The organism is Actinoplanes sp. NPDC023936, from assembly GCF_040639325.1.
Lineage (GTDB): Bacteria > Actinomycetota > Actinomycetes > Mycobacteriales > Micromonosporaceae > Actinoplanes.
Genome location: NZ_JBEZZR010000027.1, coordinates 50,561 through 70,489 on the forward strand (window position 1 = coordinate 50,561; position 19,929 = coordinate 70,489).

At 70.9% G+C, this 19,929-nt stretch carries 19 protein-coding genes; 11 read left to right on the forward strand and 8 right to left on the reverse strand.

Annotated features, from left to right (window positions below):
* The first annotated feature begins 23 nt into the window (after positions 1-23).
* On the forward strand, positions 24-1,472 hold the full coding sequence (locus tag AB0F72_RS28800) for a hypothetical protein (RefSeq protein ID WP_360437238.1): 1,449 nt from the start codon (positions 24-26) through the stop codon (positions 1,470-1,472).
* A 276-nt stretch (positions 1,473-1,748) separates the two neighbouring features.
* Positions 1,749-3,128, forward strand: a complete 1,380-nt coding sequence (locus AB0F72_RS28805; RefSeq protein WP_360437241.1) for a S28 family serine protease — start codon at positions 1,749-1,751, stop codon at positions 3,126-3,128.
* Positions 3,129-3,207: 79 nt separating this feature from the next.
* Here AB0F72_RS28805 and msrA read toward each other — a convergent pair whose 3' ends face one another.
* A complete protein-coding gene (msrA, locus tag AB0F72_RS28810) occupies positions 3,208-3,711 on the reverse strand; it encodes a peptide-methionine (S)-S-oxide reductase MsrA (RefSeq protein WP_360437244.1) in 504 nt (167 codons plus the stop codon).
* Positions 3,712-3,810: 99 nt separating this feature from the next.
* On the opposite strand from msrA, the gene AB0F72_RS28815 reads away from it, so the two are divergent.
* Positions 3,811-4,233 (forward strand): hypothetical protein, encoded by a 423-nt coding sequence (locus AB0F72_RS28815; protein ID WP_360437247.1) that lies wholly within the window; start codon positions 3,811-3,813, stop codon positions 4,231-4,233.
* Positions 4,234-4,257: 24 nt separating this feature from the next.
* Here AB0F72_RS28815 and AB0F72_RS28820 read toward each other — a convergent pair whose 3' ends face one another.
* On the reverse strand, positions 4,258-5,004 hold the full coding sequence (locus tag AB0F72_RS28820) for a L,D-transpeptidase family protein (protein WP_360437250.1): 747 nt from the start codon (positions 5,002-5,004) through the stop codon (positions 4,258-4,260).
* Positions 5,005-5,192: 188 nt separating this feature from the next.
* Between AB0F72_RS28820 and AB0F72_RS28825 the strand changes: the two genes are divergently transcribed.
* Positions 5,193-7,157, forward strand: coding sequence for a cellulose binding domain-containing protein (locus AB0F72_RS28825; protein ID WP_360437406.1), 1,965 nt, complete (start codon positions 5,193-5,195; stop codon positions 7,155-7,157).
* Between the two features lie 300 nt (positions 7,158-7,457).
* Positions 7,458-7,970, forward strand: coding sequence for a GNAT family N-acetyltransferase (locus AB0F72_RS28830; RefSeq protein WP_360437253.1), 513 nt, complete (start codon positions 7,458-7,460; stop codon positions 7,968-7,970).
* Positions 7,971-8,010: 40 nt separating this feature from the next.
* Here AB0F72_RS28830 and AB0F72_RS28835 read toward each other — a convergent pair whose 3' ends face one another.
* Positions 8,011-8,610: a sensor domain-containing protein gene (locus AB0F72_RS28835; protein ID WP_360437256.1), complete on the reverse strand. Its 600-nt coding sequence runs from the start codon at positions 8,608-8,610 to the stop codon at positions 8,011-8,013.
* 10 nt (positions 8,611-8,620) lie between these two features.
* Positions 8,621-9,979: a VOC family protein gene (locus AB0F72_RS28840; RefSeq protein WP_360437259.1), complete on the reverse strand. Its 1,359-nt coding sequence runs from the start codon at positions 9,977-9,979 to the stop codon at positions 8,621-8,623.
* A gap of 64 nt (positions 9,980-10,043) precedes the next feature.
* Between AB0F72_RS28840 and AB0F72_RS28845 the strand changes: the two genes are divergently transcribed.
* Complete coding sequence (locus AB0F72_RS28845) at positions 10,044-10,598, forward strand: sigma-70 family RNA polymerase sigma factor (protein ID WP_360437263.1); 555 nt, start codon at positions 10,044-10,046, stop codon at positions 10,596-10,598.
* Entirely contained in the window at positions 10,595-11,653 is a 1,059-nt protein-coding gene (locus tag AB0F72_RS28850; RefSeq protein WP_360437266.1) for a hypothetical protein, read from the forward strand. The genes AB0F72_RS28845 and AB0F72_RS28850 overlap by 4 nt, the downstream gene beginning before the upstream one ends.
* 1 nt (position 11,654) lies before the next feature.
* Here the strand turns inward: AB0F72_RS28850 and AB0F72_RS28855 are convergent, their stop codons facing one another.
* Positions 11,655-13,016, reverse strand: coding sequence for a gluconolaconase (locus AB0F72_RS28855; protein ID WP_360437269.1), 1,362 nt, complete (start codon positions 13,014-13,016; stop codon positions 11,655-11,657).
* 52 nt (positions 13,017-13,068) lie between these two features.
* Entirely contained in the window at positions 13,069-14,007 is a 939-nt protein-coding gene (locus AB0F72_RS28860) for an LLM class F420-dependent oxidoreductase (RefSeq protein WP_360437272.1), read from the reverse strand.
* 74 nt (positions 14,008-14,081) lie between these two features.
* Here AB0F72_RS28860 and AB0F72_RS28865 point away from each other — a divergent pair, with 74 nt between their 5' ends.
* Genes AB0F72_RS28865 through speB form a run of 3 tightly spaced genes read left to right on the forward strand, consistent with a single transcriptional unit; the run spans position 14,082 to position 16,988 of the window.
* Positions 14,082-14,723 carry a helix-turn-helix domain-containing protein gene (locus tag AB0F72_RS28865; protein ID WP_360437275.1) on the forward strand — a complete coding sequence of 214 codons (642 nt, stop codon included), beginning with the start codon at positions 14,082-14,084 and terminating at the stop codon, positions 14,721-14,723.
* A gap of 56 nt (positions 14,724-14,779) precedes the next feature.
* The gene (locus tag AB0F72_RS28870; RefSeq protein ID WP_360437279.1) at positions 14,780-15,955 is read left to right on the forward strand and encodes a hypothetical protein; all 1,176 of its coding nucleotides are present in this window, start codon (positions 14,780-14,782) and stop codon (positions 15,953-15,955) included.
* Positions 15,956-16,013: 58 nt separating this feature from the next.
* Positions 16,014-16,988: an agmatinase gene (gene speB, locus AB0F72_RS28875; protein WP_360437282.1), complete on the forward strand. Its 975-nt coding sequence runs from the start codon at positions 16,014-16,016 to the stop codon at positions 16,986-16,988.
* 639 nt (positions 16,989-17,627) lie between these two features.
* Here the strand turns inward: speB and AB0F72_RS28880 are convergent.
* Complete coding sequence (locus AB0F72_RS28880; RefSeq protein ID WP_360437285.1) at positions 17,628-18,935, reverse strand: CinY protein; 1,308 nt, start codon at positions 18,933-18,935, stop codon at positions 17,628-17,630.
* Positions 18,936-18,981: 46 nt separating this feature from the next.
* On the opposite strand from AB0F72_RS28880, the gene AB0F72_RS28885 reads away from it, so the two are divergent.
* Positions 18,982-19,104: a hypothetical protein gene (locus AB0F72_RS28885; RefSeq protein WP_360437288.1), complete on the forward strand. Its 123-nt coding sequence runs from the start codon at positions 18,982-18,984 to the stop codon at positions 19,102-19,104.
* A gap of 223 nt (positions 19,105-19,327) precedes the next feature.
* Here AB0F72_RS28885 and AB0F72_RS28890 read toward each other — a convergent pair whose 3' ends face one another.
* Positions 19,328-19,909: a hypothetical protein gene (locus tag AB0F72_RS28890; RefSeq protein WP_360437291.1), complete on the reverse strand. Its 582-nt coding sequence runs from the start codon at positions 19,907-19,909 to the stop codon at positions 19,328-19,330.
* Between the last annotated feature and the right edge of the window lie 20 nt (positions 19,910-19,929).

Consider the following 19,929-nt stretch of genomic DNA (forward strand, 5'->3'; position numbering starts at 1 on the left):
GCTCCCCCGCAAAGGAGACACCGATGTTCCGGATCATGGCGGTTGCCGCCGGCGCCGTAGCAGTGCTCGCCTGGCCGGCGGCGCCGGCGAGTGCGCATCCGCTCGGCAACTTCTCGGTCAACCAGTACGCCGGCCTGACACTGCGCCCGGACCGCGTCGAGGCGGCCGTGGTGATCGACGCCGCGGAGATCCCCACGCTGCAGGACAAGTCCGGCGATGCCGGCGCGCGATGTGCCCGGGTGGCCGCGGCGTTCACCGTCGCGGTGCACGACCGGCCGCTGGTGTGGACCGTCTCCGGGCCGACCCATGCCCTCATGCCGGGCGCCGGCGGCCTGGAGACCAGCCGCCTCGGCTGCCTGCTCAGCGCGCCCGCCGACCTGACCGGGCCGGCCACCGTACGGGTCGACAACGGCTACCGCACCGACCGGCTCGGCTGGCGGGAGATGACCGCGATCGGCGCCGGGGTCACGCTCGCCCACTCCGATGTGCCCGCCCGGAGCGTCACCGGGATGCTGCGGTCCTACCCCGAGGATCCGCTCGCTTCCCCGCTGGACGTCCGCTCCGCGACGATCCGGGTGAGCGGGGCGGGCCCGGGCGTCTCGAATGCCGGCGGCGGGCCGGTTCCGCCGGACGAAACCGGCGCGGACTCCGGCCTGTTGCGCACAGCGCAGAGCCGGGTGGAGTCGGCGCTCGACGGGCAGCTCGGCCCGGCCGTCGTCATTCTGGCCTTCCTCCTGTCCCTGCTGCTCGGCGCGGGCCACGCGGTCCTGCCCGGCCACGGCAAGACGGTGATGGCGGCCTACTTCGCCGGCCGTCGGGGCCGCATCCGGGACGCCGTAGCGGTCGGGGCAACGGTGACGCTTGCCCACACCGCCGGGGTCTTGCTGCTGGGCATGGTCCTGAGCACGTCGACGGCCCTGGCCGGGGAGCGGGTGCTGAGCGCGCTGGGCGTGGTGGCCGGCGTTCTGGTCGTGACGGTAGGCGCCGGCATGCTGGTGTCAGCCCGCCGTGCCCGCAGGCACACCGCCCTACCCCACGACCATGTCCACGCCACCCCCAGCCCCGACGGCCCACACGCACACGCCCCGCACGCACACGCCCCGCACGGGCATCACCATCACGGCCCGCAGGCCGGTGGTCGGCTCAACCTGGCCGGAATCGGTCTCGCCGGCGGCCTGGTCCCCAGCCCGTCGGCCCTGGTGGTCCTGCTCGGCGCGATCGGGCTGGGCCGCGCGGGTCTGGGTGTCGCGCTGATCCTCGCCTACGGCATCGGCATGGCCGCCACCCTGACCGCTATCGGCCTTCTCCTCGTCGTGGCCCGGCCCCGCATGGCCCGCTTGATCCCCACCGGCAGCCGGGCCGCCCGCCTCACCGGACGACTCTCCACCAGCGTCCCCTTCGCCACCGCCACCCTGGTCGTGATCGTCGGCCTCGGCATCGGCGCCCGTGCCCTCACCCTCACCCTCGCCTGAGGCGGACGACGAAACAGCGCCGGGATCAGCGGTCACGCTACGGCGCCGGAGCGCGGATGAGAGCACACCGAAGCCCTGCCAAGCACCGACGAGGCCGCACACAACGGCTCCGTGTGCCCGCACCCATGCCAGAGCAACGACATCGCCGCACGCAACGCGACCGTGCGTCCTCACCCACGCCCGCGCGCGGCTCCGTGCGCGCCTGTCGCGAGTCGGACGACATTCATCGATCCGGCGGGTGCCCGACGATCGCCACTGGTCGATATGGTGGCCTGCGTGAGATCTCGCATCGTAGCTACCCTCGCTTCCCTGCTATTGGTTCTCTCGCCGGCCACCGCCGCGCGTGCCGCGGACGACCCGCTGCTGGATCAGCTGGCGGCGATTCCCGGCCTCACCGTCGTCTCCGAGACTCCCGGCGCCGGCTACCGGTTCTTCGTGATGACCTACCGTCAGCCCGCCGATCACCGGCACCCCGGCCAGGGCACCTACGAGCAGCGCCTCACGCTGCTGCACCGGTCCACCGACGCGCCGGTCGTGCTCTTCACCAACGGGTACGGGCTGGCCGCCAACCCGCGCCCGACGCAGACCGAGCCGACGGCGCTGCTCCAGGCCAACCAGGTCTCCGTCGAGCACCGCTTCTTCACGCCGTCGCGGCCGGCGGACGCCGACTGGTCGGACCTGAACATCTGGCAGGAGGCCACCGACGAGCACCGGATCGTCGGCGCGTTCAAGTCCGTCTACGACACCAACTGGATTCAGACCGGCGGCAGCAAGGGCGGCATGACCTCCGTCTACCACCGCCGCTTCTACCCGAACGACGTCGACGGCGTGGTGGCCTACGTGGCCCCGAACGACGTGATCAACCCGGAGGACCGGGCCTACGACAAGTTCTTCGACACCGTCAGCACCGCCGAGTGCCGCACGAGGCTCGACGACGTGCAGGCCGAGGCGCTGCGCCGGCGGGACACGCTCGTCGCTCGCCTGGAGGCGGACGCCGCCGCGAACGGCTGGACGTTCAGCAACACCATCGGCACCGCGGACCGTTCCTTCGAGATGACGGTGCTGGACTCGGTGTGGGCGTTCTGGCAGTACAGCCTCGCCGCCGACTGCGCGACGGTGCCGGTGGCGGCCACCGCCAGCGACGACGAGGTCTACGACTGGATCGACGCGGTCGCCGGGTGGAGCTTCTACACCGACCAGGCTCTGGAGTACTACTGGCCGTACTACTACCAGGCCGCGTCGCAGCTGGGCTGGCCGAGCCTGCGGTTCGAGCACCTGCGCGGACTGCGGAACTACCCGGGTCTCTACACCGCGAACTCGTCGCTCCCGAAGGAACTGCGGCGCGCGCACAACCCCGTACCGATGATTGATGTTGATCTTTGGGTGCGGACCGCTTCGGAGCGGATGCTGTTCATCTACGGTGAGAACGACCCGTGGGGCGCCGAGCGGTTCAGGCCGAGCCGGCGCGACTCGGCGCTGTTCGTGGCGCCGGGCGCCAACCACGGCGCGAACATCGCCCGCCTGAACCCGGAGGACGCCGCCAAGGCCACGGCCATGCTGCGCCGCTGGGCCGACGCGCCGGCGCCGGTGGCCGCCACCAAGGCCGCCGCCCTGCCGATCGACGACGGCCTCGGCGACCGCCGCCGCATCAAGTAAGCGAAAGACGCCCGTAACAGAGACGCCCGTAACAGAGACGCCCGCCGGCTTCACCGCCGGCGGGCGTCTCTCGCGAACCTCACTGCGCGCGGCGCGGCAGCTTCCAGTTCGCCCGCGGGAAGTGACACGTGTAGCCGTCCGGGATGCGCTCCAGGTAGTCCTGGTGCTCCGGCTCGGCCTCCCAGAACGGACCGGCCGCGGTCACCTCGGTGACCACCTTGCCCGGCCACAGCCCGGACGCGTCGACGTCGGCGATGGTGTCCTCGGCGACCCGCTTCTGCTCGTCGCTCTGATAGAAGATGGCCGACCGGTAGCTCGTCCCGATGTCGTTGCCCTGCCGGTTGAGCGTCGACGGGTCGTGGATCTGGAAGAAGAACTCCAGCAGGTCCCGGTACGACGTGACAGCCGGATCGAACTCGATCTCGATAGCCTCGGCGTGGCCCTCGTGGTTGCGATAGGTCGCGTTCGCCACGTTTCCACCGGTGTATCCCACTCGGGTGGACACCACTCCGGGACGCCGGCGGATCAGATCCTGCATCCCCCAGAAACAGCCCCCGGCCAGTACCGCTTTCTCCGTGGCCATGTGCCCCACCTCTTTCGTCGTTCCGGCGCCCAAGTCTGACCCGTGGGCCGCCCCACGACCACTGTCACATCTGTCACCCCCCTCCGATACCGTCGCCCGATGGCGACACCCGAACCCGGCGAACTGATCTGCCCGGATCCGATGGTCATGGCCTGGGCGGACGGCGAGCGCGAGCGGTGGGCGTCCCGGGCCGAGGCCCTCGACCACGGACGGGAGCAGCCGGACTGGGCGCTGGCGGCGACGAGCGCCGACCAGCGCTGCGCCATCTGGCTGCCATCGGCTGCGGGCCGATCATCCGAAGACCGCCATTGGGTACGGCCGAAGCGCGCTCGACGTGATCGAAGAGCTGCTGGAACCGGCGGCGCCTACAACAACCCGACCGGCGAGCAGCGGATCACCGAGATCTGGGTGGACGACACGTGGTCGGATCACTGGCAACTCGCCCGGCATGTCCCGCTCGGCGCCGCCGATCCGGCCGCCCTGTCCGAGCTGCTCGTGGAGCTGTACGCCCTGGACCGGTGACGAGTCAGGCGTCAGCGGCTGGGCTCAGGCGCGGGTGATCGCCGACGAGGGCGCCATCACGATGCGCGGCTTCTTCGCCGGGTTCAGCCATTTCAGCAGCTTGACCACGTTCGCCCGGCTGACCGAGACGCAGCCCGCGGTCGAGCCCTTGCCGCTCGCATGCAGGAAGATCGCCGACCCGCGCTTCGTGTTGGCCGGCTTCGAGGCGACGTACTCGCCGCGCTTCGCGTCCCAGCGCACCCCGGACGGCTTGTTGAAGTTGATCACTGCGGCGTAGGCGTACTGCTTCGGGTACGCCGCGAGCCGCTCCGCCTGCGACACCCGCCAGGTGCGCTTCGCCGCGGCGGACGGCTGGAAGAGGTTGTAGGTGCGCGGGTCCTTCTTGTCGCCCACCCAGTAGTCGTTGCCGTCGACCTTCCGGTACGGCAGGCGGGTGCCGGGATCCGCGCGCACCCCGAAGGCCTGGGTGATCCGGAACGTGCCGGCCGGTGTCTGCCCGGTGTCCTGGATCCGCCGCGACGCCCAGGCCCACCCGCCGTAGCCGGTGCGCGCGTTCATCGCCCCGAAGACCTGCCGCCACTTCCCGTCGCCGCCGCGCTGATAGGCGCGCAGCGTCGCGTAGGTCGACGACCAGCTCTTGCCGCTCACCACGATCAGCTGCTTGGCGTCGCCGACGTGCGTCAATCCCGCCGGGAGCGCCGCGCCCGCCGGGGCCCCGGGGATCAGGACCGCCACCACCACGAGCGCGAGCACCGCCGCAAGTCTCCGCATGACACGCAGCATGCCATGTATGGGTTTCATTGACATGGGTCGCTCTCCGGGCCGAGCATGGGAGCGCTCCCGAATTCCCCTGCCCCCGTGGAGACCCCGTGAAAGCCTGGAACCGGCTCGCGAGCGCCGTCCTGCTCGCTGTTGCTTCCCCCGCCGCTTTTGTCCCCTCCGATGCGTCCGCCGCTCCGATGACCGCCGCTCCGATGACCGCCGCCGCTCCGGCAGCCGCCGACGTCCGCGTCGACGTCGACATCCGCGCCGGGCTCGCCACCGTCGGCGACACCGCCCTCGGCGTCAACCACGCCATCTGGGACAGCCAGCTCGGCACCCCCGCCGTGTCCGGCCTGCTCAAGGACGCCGGCGTAGGGATGCTGCGCTACCCCGGCGGCTCCTACGCGGACATCTACCACTGGCGCGACCACACCGCGCCCGGCGGCTACGTCGCCCCGGACACCGACTTCGACACGTTCATGGCCGGCGCCCGCGCCACCGGCGCCGAACCGATGATCATCGCGAACTACGGGACCGGGACCGCTCAGGAAGCCGCCGACTGGGTCCGGTACGCGAACGTCACCAAGGACTACGACGCCACCTACTGGACGATCGGCAACGAGAACTACGGCAACGGCCACTACGGCGCCGCGTGGGAGGCCGACGAGCACGCCGACAAGAGCCCCAAGGAGTACGCGTCGACTGTCGTCGCGTACGCGCAGGCGATGAAGGCCGTCGACCCGACCATCAAGATCGGCGCCGTGCTGACCATGCCGGGCAACTGGCCGGACGGCATCGTCGGCTCCGGCGACCAGGGCACCTGGAACCAGGAGGTGCTCACCCGCGCCGGCTCCGTGATCGACTTCGTGGACGTGCACTGGTACCCCGGCGGCAGCACGCCCGCCGAGACGCTCGGCAAACCCGCACAGATCCAGGACGCGGTGCATCTGCTGCGGCAACAGATCGACAGGTACGCGGGACGGGACGTCGCCATCAGCATGACCGAGACGAACGTGGAAGTCGGACGCAACACCCAGCCCGGCGCGCTGTTCCTCGCCGACGTCTACAGCGGCCTGCTCGCCCAGGGCGTCTTCACCGTGCATTGGTGGAACGTCCACAACGGCCTCGGCACGGTGTCCACCGTCGCCGGGCAGACCGACTACGGTGACTACGGGCTGCTCTCCAGCGGCAACTGCAACGATTCCGTGTGTCAGCCGCCGCTGAACACGCCGTTCGCGCCGTACCACGCCCTGGATCTGATGGGCGACTTCGCGCGCACCGGCGATCAGTTCATCGGGGCCGGCGCCGACAACGCGCTGGTCAGCGCCCACGCGGTACGCCGGGCCAACGGGGACGTCGCGGTTCTGATGGTCAACAAGGACCCGGACGCGGCGCACACCGTCGCCCTGAACTACCACGGCTTCACGGCGGCGGCCGGCACGCCGCAGGTGTCCGCGTTCACCAACGGGGCCGACGGGGTGACCACCGCTCCGGCGGGGACGGCCGGTGCGCAGACCCTCGCGCCGTACTCGATCACGCTGGTCACGGTGCGCTCGGACCGTACCCCCGCAATCGCGCCGAAGGCGCCTGCCCGACCCACCGCGACCGCAACCGATCGCACCGCGACGATCACCTGGCCGGCCGTCGCACCGGGGCTGAAGTACGAGGTCTACCGGCAGAACGGCGGCGCCGCGGAACTGCTCGGCGAGACCACCGGCACGTCCCTGACCGCGCGCAACCTGGAACCGGGCCGCCGCTACACGGTCAACGTGGTGGCCCGCGACGGGGCCGGGCGGCTCTCCCCCGCCTCGCCGCCGCTGACCTTCACCACCGGCACGCCCGCCGAGGCCGCCTGCACTGTGACGTTCCGGGACGTCAACGACTGGGGCAACGGGTACGTCGGCTCGATCGACATCACCAACAACGCGGCGTCGGCGGTGGGTGGCTGGACGCTGACGTTCAGCTGGCCGACCGCGTGGCAGGAGCTGAGCAGCGGCTGGAACGCGACGTGGACCCAGACTGGCCGCACGGTGCGTGTCACGAGCGACACGGGGCTGGCGCCCGGAGCGTCGGCGAACGTCGGCTTCGTGGGTTCCTACAGCGGCCCGAACGTCCTGCCGGCGGTGTTCACCCTGAACGGCACGGTCTGCACCAGCGGATAACCGTCCGCCGAGCGCTGGGAGCCAGCTGCGCCGGCCGGCTCTCAGCGTTGATCGCGTGTCGAGTTCGGGTTCGCTCCGCGCCTATTCAGCTCCGCGCCCGAACTCGACACACTCGGGTGGATCGCACGGCGTGTGTTGAGTTCAGGTGCGGAGCGGACCTCAACTTCACACGCGACGTGCGATCCGCCCGAGTATGGGGAAATTGGGCGCGGGGAAACCGCCATCCCCACACCCGGGACGGCCGCGGGCGGCCGGAACGCTCGGTTTCGATCTACGCTGGCGGGCGTGCCTGGATCATCGTTGACTGCCGTTGTCCGTTCCGCTGCTGCCGCCGACGCCCGCAGCATCGCCCGGATCTGCACCGCGTCGTACCGGGATGCCTACCGGGACGTCCTGCCGCCGGGGTACATCGAGCGCAGCGTCACCGCGTTCTACAACGAACCGCGGGTCGCGGCCGACATAGCGCCGGTCCCGCCGGAGTGGTTCGGCTATCAGGTGGCGGAGGAGGACGGCCGGGTGCTCGGGGCGGCCGGCGGTGGCATGACCGGGCCGCGCACCGGCGAGCTGTCGCTGATCTACCTCGAGGCGGCGGCCCGGGGCCGCGGCCTGGGCAGCCTGCTGCTGGAACGGGTCACCGAGCAGATCCGGGCGGCCGGCGGGACCGAGATGTGGGTGTCGGTCTTCCTCGGTGACAGCAAGGGCATCGGCTTCTACCGGGCTCGCGGCTTCCAGCCGAAGCAGACGGTCCGCGCCGCGATGTCCCGCGAGGATGACCACATCCGGACACTGCGCATGCGCCGCGAGATCGCCTGACCGGCGGAGGCGTCCGAGCAGCGCCTGACCGGCGGAGGCGTCAGAGCAGCGCCCGCGCGAAGCCTGCCTCGAACCGCGCTGCCCACCGGGTGACAGTGGGCAGCGTGGCCGCGAACCCGACCGCGAAGACCAGGTAGAACACCACGATCGTCAGGTAGCCGTCGCCGAATCCGAGCAGCTCGGGCAGCTCCATGCCGTCGTCCGGCAACGCCCAGCCCCAGAGCGCCCAGCTCAGCCCGCCGAGAACGCCGGCCCACCAGGTGACCACGAACGAGAACGCGATCGTGCTGGGGATGAAGCGGAACACGGCGTGGACCAGGTCGCGCCAGCTCTGCGGGTCGGTCAGGACCGCGACCAGCCTGCTGACCACGCTCGATCCGCCCGCGCGATAGTCACGTGCCGGAGCGAGGCCAAGACGGGCGCGTTCGGTGACGGCCAGGCCGCGGGCCATCATCATGGTGGCGATCAGGATCGGGACGCCGATCCAGACCACCGCCAGGCCAAGGCCGAGGGAGAACCCGGTCACGGTGACAATCGTGGCGGCCAGGCCGAGCGGGAAGCCGCCGAGCACGTACCGGGTGTCGGCGGCCAGGCGGGTGAAGGTCGGGGCGGAGACCAGCGGCGCATCGATTGTCGTCATGCCCGAAACGCTATTCGGCGACGGACCCCCGGCCGACCCGGCGAGCACCCCGATCGATGGTAGGGCTAACCCCACTGCGCATCAGGGATTCCTCCTGTTGTTCCGCGTAGATTTCCTCAGGGGTGCGGATCGGGCGGCCGATCACCTCGGCGAGCCAGGCCATGTCCCGCGGCGCGCCGCCCTGCGAAGCGTCCATCGTTCCGGCCGCACCGAGGTTGGAGGCGAAGATTCCGGCTGCGGAACGGGGCAGGAAGTCCTCGTACACGATGGGGTCGGCAATTACCGCATCGCCGTCCTTGCGGTAGGTGAAGAACGCCAGGCCGCGCTCTTCCAGCTCGCTCTCGGTGGCGGGCATGCCGGTGGCCCACACGTCGGCGGCCGCCTCCCGGCGAGGCTCCCCCTCGGCAACCCGCCGATCCACTTCGGTCACCAGGTCGTCGTACAGAACCCGCCCGGCGGGCGTGAGCGCGATGCCGCGCGCTTCGACCTCACCAAAACGTACGCGTAACCGCCCCTCGCTGATCGTGCCGTCCGGCTCGCGGAAGGTCCTCGGCTCGGCGAGCGCCCGGAACGACGTCTGCCGCAGCAGCACGTCGGGCCCGTCCCAGCGAGGCGGGCCCTGGATTTCGTCGATCATCGCGATGCCGCGCGCCTGCATCCCGGTGTAGAGCTCGTCGATGTCGAGCACGCGCGGCGTCAGGTGGTTGATGTGTGTGCTGGTCACGCCGCCGATGTCGGCCGCCACGCCGGAGATCCGCTCCAGCTCGGCGTACCAGGCGCGGTCCACCGGTTCCGGCGAGAGCGCGAACGCGGCGGCCGCCAGATCGAGGAAACGCGCTGCGTCCGCCTCGCTCAGCTCGCCGTCCCGCTCGGCCCGGCCGGCGAGCGTGAGCAGCTCGTCCGGGAAGAGCTGCCGCCGATCGAGGAACCGCAGCAGCCGCTCCTGGAGATCCGCGTCGAAGAACCGCCGGTCCTGCGGCACGAGCATCGAGGTGAACACCCGGAACGGGTTGCGGGCCAGCTCGTCCGGTTCGGTCGGCCGGAACGCCGTGGAGATCACCGGGATCGGCTGCGGATGGGCGTCCCGCAGGTCGTAGAACCCGACCGGCCGCATGCCGAGCGCCCCGAAGATCCGCGCCACCTGGGCGAGCTCGGCCGGTGTGCCGACCCGGATCGCGCCGTGCCGTTCCGCTGTCACCCGGCTGATCGACCCGAATCGTTCCGCCGCGGCGCCGTCCCGGTCGAGCACCCGCTGGTTCACCAGGTGGCACTCGTCGACGAGAGTGGTGTAGGCCGGAACCTCCGTCCCGTACAGGTCGGAGAGCCGGCGCGCGAACCGGGCGCGGAGTTCAGTGCTGCCGACAGCCATGACGGCATCGTAATGTCACGATGGCTGATGTCACGATGGCTGCCGAGCCGGACATGGAAGAGACGTGAGCCCTGAGGAACGATTCCGGCGCGTCTACGCCGTCAACTTCGAGGCCCTTCTCGGGTACGCCCTCCGCCGTGTCGAGCAACCCGAGGACGCCTCGGACGTGGTCGCCGAGACGTTCCTGGTGGCGTGGCGCCGTCATGCCGACTTGCCGCCCGACGACGAGGTCCGGCTCTGGCTCTACGGCGTGGCCCGGCGGGTCCTGGCGAACCACCACCGTGGCGGCACACGCCGGGAACGGCTCGGTGAGCGGCTGCGGCAACGCCTGACCGCTGTCGTCTCCGCGGACCCGGCCGGTGAGGTGCCGCAGCGGCTCGCGGTGCGCGACGCCCTGAAGCGTCTCCCCGAGACGGACCGGGAGATCCTCATGCTGACCGCGTGGGAGGGCCTGGAGCCGCGTGAGGTCGCGGAGGTGCTCGGGGTGAGCGCGGTCGTCGTGCGTACCCGGTTGTCCCGGGCCCGGGCGAGGCTGCGCGAGCTGCTCGGTCACGACAAGACCAGGGCCGGACATGTACTCGACGTCCTGACCGTTCCCGTCCCCGAGGAGGGCAGATGACCGACGAGCAGCTCGACCGCCTGGTACGAGACGCCGATCCCGTCCACCACGGTCTGACCGCACGACTCGAGGGGGCGGAGCAGCAGCTCCTGGAGGAGATCGTGTCCACCCCCGTACCCGTGTCGGTGTTGAAGAAACGCCTGGTCCGTCGGCTTGCCGGCGCCGTGGCGGTGGCCGCGGCCGTCGCCGGTGTCATCGCCACGTCCTCGCTGCTGCGCCCGCAGCCGGACGACGTCTACGCCGGGCCGACCGGCCTGCCCGCCGCCAGCGCTCCGGCGATCAGCGGCTGGGAGCTGGACCTGAAGGCCGCCGAGGGCCTGCCCCGCCTGCTGATCGACGAGCCGGGCTGGAAGGCCACATCGGTCTACGGGTTCACCGACGAGAACGGCAGCATCACGTTCGAGAACGGCGGCCGGGCCCTGTCCATGGATTGGTACCCGGACGACCAGTACCAGGGCTACTACGACGACCGGCTGGAGGTCAGCACGCCGGAGTGGACGACCGTGGCGAATCGTCAGGCGAGCGTCGTCACGTACAGCAAGAGCGACTTCGCCGCGATGCTCAAGCCGCAGGGCGGCACGTTCGTCGAGTTGCGCACGGCCAGCGGCGACTGGACCCGCGCCACGTTCGACGCGCTGCTGCCGCGGATCGTGAAGGTCGACGCGGAGTCGTTCCTCAAGGCGCTGCCCGAGGCGATCGTCACGCCGGGTGACGTCCGCGGGGAAGCCGCCAAGATCCTCGCGGACATCCCGCTGCCGCCGAACTTCGACGTCGCTGTCCTGGAGAACTCCGGGGCGAACGACCCCTACCAGTTCGGCGCCGCCGTGACCGGCCGGGTCACCTGCGACTGGATCGCCGAGTGGATCCGGGCCGACAAGGCGGGCGACGACCAGGCACGTGAGCAGGCCGTCGCCGCGTTGCAGAGCAGCCGCAAGTGGAAGGTGCTGCACGACATGAACGCCGCCGGCGATTACCCGGAGGCGATCTGGGAGATGGCCGACAAGGTCGCCGACGACGATCTTCCGGAGTGGTACAAGGACGGCCTGGGCTGCTGAGTCAGCCGGTGGTCACCCGATAGACAGCGCCGGCGTCGTCGTCGCTCACGTACAGGGCCCCGTCCGGGCCCTGTACGGCGGCGACCGGCCGGCCCCAGCGTGAGCCGTCCTCGTCCTGGAAGCCGGTGAGCAGCGTCTGCTGGTGCCCCAGCGTCCCGTTCTGCCAGGCGAAGAACGACACTTCGGGCGGGCGCGGCGGCTCCCGGTTCCACGAGCCGTGGACGCCGACGAGAGCGCCCGGACCGTACTCCCCGGCCTTTGTCGCGAAGCTCAGCCCGAGCGGCGCGGAATGCGCGCCGAAGCCCTGCTCGGTCGGGGGCAGCTTGCCGCAGTCCAGCTTGTCGCCGTCCGGGTTCATCTGCACATCCCGCACGAAAGGCCGATCGGTGTATTTCCGGTCGCCCGCCTTCAGATCCGGGTCCGGGTTGCAGTACGGCCAGCCGAGCTCGCGCCCCGGCGTCAACCGGGCGAGCTGTTCCATCGGGTAGTCGTTGACGTAGTCCTGCATGACCTTGCCCTGGTCGGACTCGCCGTCACCGTCGTAGTCGTCGTCGTGCGGGTAGGCCACGTTGTCCCGATGGTTCACCGCGGTCCACACCGCGCCGTCCGGCGCGATCGCCAGCCCGGTCCCGTTGCGCACCCCGCGCGCGTACGTCTCCGGGGTGTCCTCTCCCGGACCGACCCGCAGGATGGACGCCCGCTCCGGGCTGGCCTCCCTGTCCTCCTCGGACACGTTCCCCGTCGAGCCGATCGAGATGTAGAGCGACTTGTCCTTGCCGACCGCGACGCTCTTGAGCGCATGCGCGTAGGCCCCGCCCAGCTCCGGACTCTTCTTGTCGGGCAGCCCGTCCACCACGACCCGCTTGCCGGAGAGCTCCCCGTCCTTGTAGGTGAAGCTGATGACCTGATCGCTCTCGGCCACGAAGAGGGTGTCACCGTCGAACGCCAGCCCGTGCGGCTGGCTGAGCCCGTCGAGAAGCGTCTGCTGCGCCGGAGCGGCGTCGCCCGGCGTGAACGCGACGACATCACCGTCCTTGGGCCGCGACACCAGCAGGCGGCCGTCCGGCGCCCAGGCCAGCAGCCGGGCGTTCGGCAACCGCGCCCAGACCGTCACGGTCCAGCCGGACGGCGCGTCCAGCTCCCGCTCCCGGTCGAAGGGGGTCGCGTCGTTGCCCGGCAGGACCCGCACGGTGGTGGGGGTCAGCTTCAGCGCCGCGGCCCGCGCCTGGTCAGCCCTGGAGGCGCCGGCCGACGGCGTGGCAGCCGGCGGCGGCGCCCCGGGCTCGTCCGGATCGTCCGGGGAACACCCGGCCAGCCCGAACACCAGCGCACCCGCCACCGTCGCCGCCACTGCCGTCTTCATCGCCCCCATCTGTACCCGCCCGCCCGGGACGCCGCAAGCGGAACCGCGATGGTCAGGCCGTGACTAAGGGCTTCAGGGCCTCGCCGACCCGGGTGACCACGCCGGGGCGGTGGCCGTTGCGGATCAGGTTGATCGTGATGCCGTCGATGCCGGCGCCCAGAACCTTCTCCTGCAGCTGCTCCGCCACCTGCTCGGCCGTGCCGAGGAAGGCCCGGTCGCGGCGGTCCTCGGGGATGGTCTCGCCGAGTTCCTTCACCTCCTGACCGGTCTCGCCGACCATGCCCATCACCAGGTAACTCGTGGACAGCGTCGCCGGGTCGCGGCCGATCTCCTCGCACCGCTCGCGGAGCACGGCGACCTTGCGGGGCAGCTCTTCCACGTCGCAGATGATGTTCATGTGATCGGCGAACCGGGCCGCCAGCCGGAACGTCTTCTGCTCGCCGGAGCCGCCGAGCATGATCGGTACGGTGTCCCGGACGCGCGGGTTGTTCATGGCGCCGCGGGCGGTGTACCACTTGCCGTCGAGGGTGCCCGGCTCGCCCTTCAGCATCGGCGTGATGATGGTGAGCGCCTCCTCGAGCCGCTCGAAGCGCTGGCCGAAGGTGCCGAACTCGAACCCGTAATCGTCGTGCTCGCGCTCGAACCAGCCGGCGCCGATGCCGAGGATGGCCCGGCCGTGCGAGACCACGTCGAGGGTGGTCACGGTCTTCGCCAGCAGGGCCGGGTTGCGGTACGTGTTGCCGGTGACCAGCGTGGAGAGCTGGATCGTGGAGGTCACCTGGGAGAGCGCGCCGAGCGTCGTGTACGCCTCGAGCATCGCCTGGTCAGGGGTGCCGATGCCGGGCAGCTGATAGAAGTGGTCCATCACCAGGACGGTGTCGAAACCCGCGGCCTCGGCCTCCCGTGCCTGCGCCGCGACCGTGTCGAAGGTGTTCTCGACCGGGCCGGGATAGGTGAAGTTCGGGATCTGGTATCCGAGCCGGATGCTCACGCTGCCTCCATATGTAAGATGGCTCTTACTTGGAAATGTAAGAGGCCTCTCACTCGGATGCAAGGAGGCGGAGCATGTCGCCGGAACGCGGCTATCACCACGGCGACCTCCGCGCGGCTCTGGTCGAGGCGAGTTTCGACCTGCTCGCCGAGTGCGGGCTGCGGCGCTTCTCGGTGGCCGCTGTCGCCCGCCGGCTCGGGGTCAGCTCGGCCGCGCCGTACCGGCACTTCGCGGACCGCCGCCAGCTGCTCAGCGCGGTCTCCTCGGCCGCGGCCCGCGACCTGCGTGCGGCGATCGAGGCGGCGGCGGACGCGGCGGGCGACGATCCGGCCGCCCGGCTCGCGGCGGCCGCCGGGGCGTATGTCCGCTATGTCGCGCGCACCGGCGCCGGGTTCCACGTCATCTTCGCGGCCGAGCTCTACGACGTCGCCGACGACGCCCGCCGCGAGCAGACCCGGGCGCTGATGACCACGCTGCTCGACCTCGGCGAGGCCGTCGACTCCGCCGGTGGCGAGGCCGGCGACGGACCCGGTGGCGAGGCCGGCGGCGGCGCCCGCACCTATCCGGAGGTCGTCCTGCTCGTCGAGGCCACGATCGCGGTGGCGCACGGGTACACGTCGCTCTTCGCGGACGGGTTCTTCGCCCGCAACTCCAGCACTGTGGACGACATCGCCGCGCGGGCCGTCGAAGCGGCAGGAGCTTTGATTTCGCATTGAACCGTGCACGTTCCGTCGCCGTACCCACCACGGAGAATCACGGCGAGGGGACGCGCGTGGAACGACGGAACGATCCCGACGACGACCAGAACCTGCGAATAGCCAGATATGTGCTCGGCCACGCCGAGGCTTCCATCGGGGCGGAAGCCGAGGCTCGTACCGCCGGGATCAGCTGGCCCAACATCTCGGACTACTGGCCGGACGCGCCGGCCCGGCGCACGGCCGCACCCGCGGCCGGCAAGGTCGAAGCACGCAAGGTCGAAGCCCGCAAGGTCGAAGCCCGCAAGGTGGCCGAGCGCCAGGCGGCCGATCGCCAGGCAGCAGCGCGTGCCAAGCCGCCGCTGCCACCGGTCCCCGCTTCCCCGCCACCCCCGCCGGGCTCACCCCGGCCAGGGCGACCGGTCGCCCTGGCCGGCTTTCTCGCGCTGCTCATCGCCGCCGGCACCATCCTTCTGGTACGCCCCCGGACGCACCAGGAGCAGCGGCAGGTCCCCGCCGCGGTGGCTCCACCGGCCGTCCTCCCCGCCGACTCCGAGGCCCCGCCGGAGAGCCCGGAACCGAAGCCGTCACCCAGCGAGGCGAAGAAGCCGCCGGCCGAGCCGTCCCCGCCCGCGACGTCGCCGGCCGGGAAACAACCGGCCGAGACACCGCCCCCCAGGACCGAGACGGCGCGCTTCGAGCTCACCACCGGGGTCACCGAGCTCTCCGTCCGCGTCGCTGACCTGGACGGCGGGGCCTTCCGGGTCAGCACCCCCGACGACTCCGGCCTCGACGCCGGCACCTCGTTCGCCGACGGCGTCCTGCGCGTCTCCACGAAGAACACCGGAAACGGTTCAGGACGACTGAACGTGCAGCTCAGCGACGATATCGTGTGGCATCTACGGATGTCCGCCGGAGTTCACGTGGCCACATTCGACAGTTCTGCCGGTACGGTGAGCAGGGTCGACCTGGACGGCGGCGCTCAACAGATCGACGTCGCGCTGGGCCGGCTCGTGAGAACGGTGCCTATCCGGATGACCGGCGGCGTGCACACCTGGCGGATCACCACAGCCGCAAAAGTGCCGGTCCGGGTCCGGGTCGGCAGCGGGGCGGGCGACGTCGCGGTCTACGGCCGGCACTCCGGTGGTGCCGGCGCCGGCACCACGGTCCGCTCCGGCGACCTGCACGATCGCGCCGGCCTGGAGATCGATGCGCAGGCGGGGATGCACTCCCTGGACATCAGCCAGGATTGATCCCCTCCGCGGCACGGCCTCTGTCGAGGGATGGCCGGGCAGACGAGAGGATCCTGCTGTGCCTGCTGCTGAGTCCCGGCCCCTGCGCATCACCTCGGGCAGCCGGGTCGGTCCCGTCGACGCCGGCGCCGTGCCGCGCTTCGCCGGACCCGCCACCTTCGCCCGGCTCCCCCGCATCGACGAGGTCTCGGACGTCGACGTCGCCATCATGGGCGTGCCGTTCGACTCCGGGGTCAGCTACCGGCCGGGCGCCCGGTTCGGCCCGGCGCATGTCCGGGAGTCGTCGCGCCTGCTCCGCCCGTACAACCCGGCGCTCGACGTCGAGCCGTTCGGCAAGCTGCAGGTGGTGGACGCCGGCGATCTCGCGGTGAACCCGTTCTCCCTGGACGAGGCGATCACCGCGATCCAGCGCGGCGCGCACGGGATGCTGGACCGGGCCGACCGGCTGCTCACGGTCGGCGGGGATCACACCATCGCGCTGCCGGTGCTGCGCGCCATGGCGCACCGGCACGGGCCGATCGCGGTCGTGCACTTCGACGCGCATCTGGACACCTGGAACTCGTACTTCGGCGCCGCCTACACCCACGGCACCCCGTTCCGCCGGGCCGCCGAGGAGGGCCTGCTCGACGACTCCGGCTGCCTGCACGTCGGCACCCGGGGACCGCTCTACTCCAGCAAGGATCTGACCGACGACATGGAGCTCGGCTTCCAGATCGTGCACTCCCGCGAGATGGACGACATCGGGGTACGGGGTGTGATCGAGCGGATCGAGGAGCGGGTCGGCAACCGCCCGGTCTACGTCTCGATCGACGTCGACGTGCTCGATCCGGCGTTCGCACCGGGCACCGGCACACCGGAGGCGGGCGGCCTGACCAGCCGGGAGCTGCTGGCGATCCTGCGCTCGTTCGCCCACCTGAACATGGTGGGCGCGGACATCGTCGAGGTGGCGCCCGCCTACGACCACGCGGAGATCACCGGCATCGCGGCCGCCCACATCGGTTATGAGCTGCTTTCCGCCATGGCACTCCGCTGAAGTTGCCGTTCAACCTCCCGCTCCACCCCGACGCCGCTGCGAACGAGGTCGCCGCGTCACCAAGGATGACTACGGTGCGTGCCGGTCGCCGCGCTGGGCACGGGCAGCGACGGACCCAGCGCGCGTTGTCTGCGGCAGATGAGGGCTCACGAGATGTTGATCGTCCAGCAGCCGGAAATCGCTGTGATCATGGGGCTGTCACCGCGATGTCCCGACGCTGGCTGATCAACAACGCCGTTCGGGCCCGCGAAGCGTCAAAGATCGAGGGCTCGACGTGGATGAGGTCGCACACAACGCCATCGTGGTCCCGCGTCTACGCCATAGCCGGGACGCAGACACACGGACGGCTTCGGTGTGCTCTCATCCACGCTGGTGCGGGCTTCGGTGCGCTCCTGTCCGCGTTCCGCGACCGATCGTGTGCCCTCGACGTCGTTCCGGCAGCAACCGCGAGCCACCAGCGGGCATAACGGGCGACACATCGTGCTCACTGCGCGCCGGTCAATCGCGCGCGTCGGGGGTACCGCTCAAGGTCGCGGCTGGCGGTGAGATCCAAGGTCCTCGCGCCCGTTCGGCGGGCCAGGTCCACGGTGCGACCCGGCTTGGTCATCTCTCAGGTCGAGCCGTCCGCCGGCCCGGACATCATCCGCGACGCATGAGCCGTCCGCGCCGCCTGCGGATCCGGGACACCAGGAAGCCGGTGCCGACCAGACAGATCAGGCCGACGGAAATCACTAGGACGACGGTCACCGTCCAGAGCCGCCGGCAGTCGTTGACCGGATCGTCGTGGGTAAGTGCGCAGATCATGACGGACGCCTTCGACCTGCCGTACCCGGCCTCCAGCGCCACTCGGAACTCCTGCCACTGATGCCGACTCTCCGCGATTGCCCCCGTGACAGCCCTGGCGAAGTTGTCGGCCACCTGACCCCGCGGCGTGGTCGGCGCTGTGACGCTGCCGGTGCTGGGATCGACGGTCCCGTTGTCCTTGTTGAGGCCGGCGTGGGTGATCCGTCCCTGACAGGCCCCGACACCGGGAATCCGGTCGTTCAGAACGAAGCAGCCGGTGGACAATGCGGCGGGAACGGCCGGCGAGCCGGCGCCGCTCAGGTCCAGGACCGAGCTCGGCGCGAGCAAACCCAGGCCCGGCGGGTTATCGGCGCCGACCGGCCGGGACGAGTCCGCGACATCGGTCCAGTTGCTGTGCGAATAGAAGTCCTGCACTCCGTGCAGAGCCCGGCCGAAGGCCTCGACAGTCTCGCACTTGGCACGATGCTCAGAGCCGTCGTCCAACACGCAGTCGATACCGAGATCCACCTCGACACCGACCACCTCGGCCTGGTCGTCGAGCAGGCCCGCGGCAGCGTTGACCGCCTCGCGGAAGCGTCCGCGCAGATGCTCGACGCAATCCAGTAGCCGTCCGGTGGCCTGGGCTCGCGTCCGTGGATAGCCGCCCTCGAGATGGTCGGCGTCATCGCAGTGCGCTGCCGAATCGGACACCTCGGTTCGATCGGGCGCCCCGACCGCACCGAACGACGTGCGGTGGCCCGCGAGTTGGTCCGACGACTTCGGCTCGAAGCAGTCGCCGGATGATCCGCCACCGGCCGGGCAGGCCAGAGCGGCACGGGTTATCCGTTCATGCTCCCGGTGCTGCCCGCCGCCCTCAATCGTGCCGAACGCCGTGGCCGGGCTCGGCATCCACAGAAAGCCACTCGCGAGAAGCACCACCAGCAGCTGGGCACTACGCCACACGCTGTCGTGCCTCGGGTGGGGGCCTGTCACCTGGCTGCCGCCCGGGGACCCCGGCCGGTGCCACGGAACCACCCAGGCCGGTAGTGAGCCGTGACCCGCTGCCGTGGATCGCGAAGGCGCGCTTGCGGCCTGACTCTGCCGGCGAACGTCTTGCATGGCCTCATGCTGCCGGAGGATCCCTTGTAGGGGATCGTCCGGCACGGATGACGGCCCCGGCGCGCTGAAGGTCGGCGACGTACCGGGCGTCGTGCTCTTTCTGGACGTCGACACCCCCGAACAGGCCGCCGATGTGGTCGACGGGTTGCCCGCAGTCCAGCAGGGCCTGATCGCCTCCGACCTTGACCCGATCGGAAAATCCATGCGCCTGTGAACACGCAGGCCGACCTCACCGCATCGCCACGCAAGGGCGGCACCGGCACGTCCTGACCGCCGTGCATGATCCCGAGGTGGGCTCCCGCAGCCCGCACACGGCCGTCAGCGTAGTCGTCTTGCCGGCCCCGTCGGGCCCCGTTGCCCATCGAGGCGCGAAGAGACTGCGCGGAACATCTACCGGTTCCCTCAGATCCGCCGGTCATGAGGGTGATGGCACTCCGTCAGGAGATCGAGCAGAACTCCGCCAGGGACGAAGCCGCCGCCGGCTCGACCCACTCGAACGTGCCCCGCAGCACGTCGGCCCGCTGGTCGACGACGGCGACCGCCGCCGTCAGGTCGCCCCAGGGCATCGCGACGTGCAGCAACAGCCGCTCGATGCCGTACGGCAGCGACGGCACGCCGGCGCGCATCAGCAGACCGTCGGTGGAGATGTCCTCGACCCGTCCGGTGATCGCGACCAGCCGCCGGCTCTCCGCGGTCACCACCTGTGCGGTGCCGGACGCCGGGAACCGGCCGGGCTGGCGGGCCGACGAGCGCCGCTGCACCAGACCGGCCGGGGCGTCGCCGATGATCCGCAGCTGGTCGTCGCGCATCTCGCCCTCGACCCAGGTGACGCCGGCGCTGGTGACGAGCTCGAGGACGCCGATCCGGCGCACGCCCGGCCCGTCCAGGCTGAGCACCGGGATCGGCGGCAGATCCTCGATGAACGCCGCCGTCACCTCGGCCAGGGTGACCAGAACGATGGCCTCCGACCCGGGGCAGCGCAGGGTGAGGCTGCTGCCGGCCGGCACGGTTATCGTCACCAACCGGACATTACCGCAGC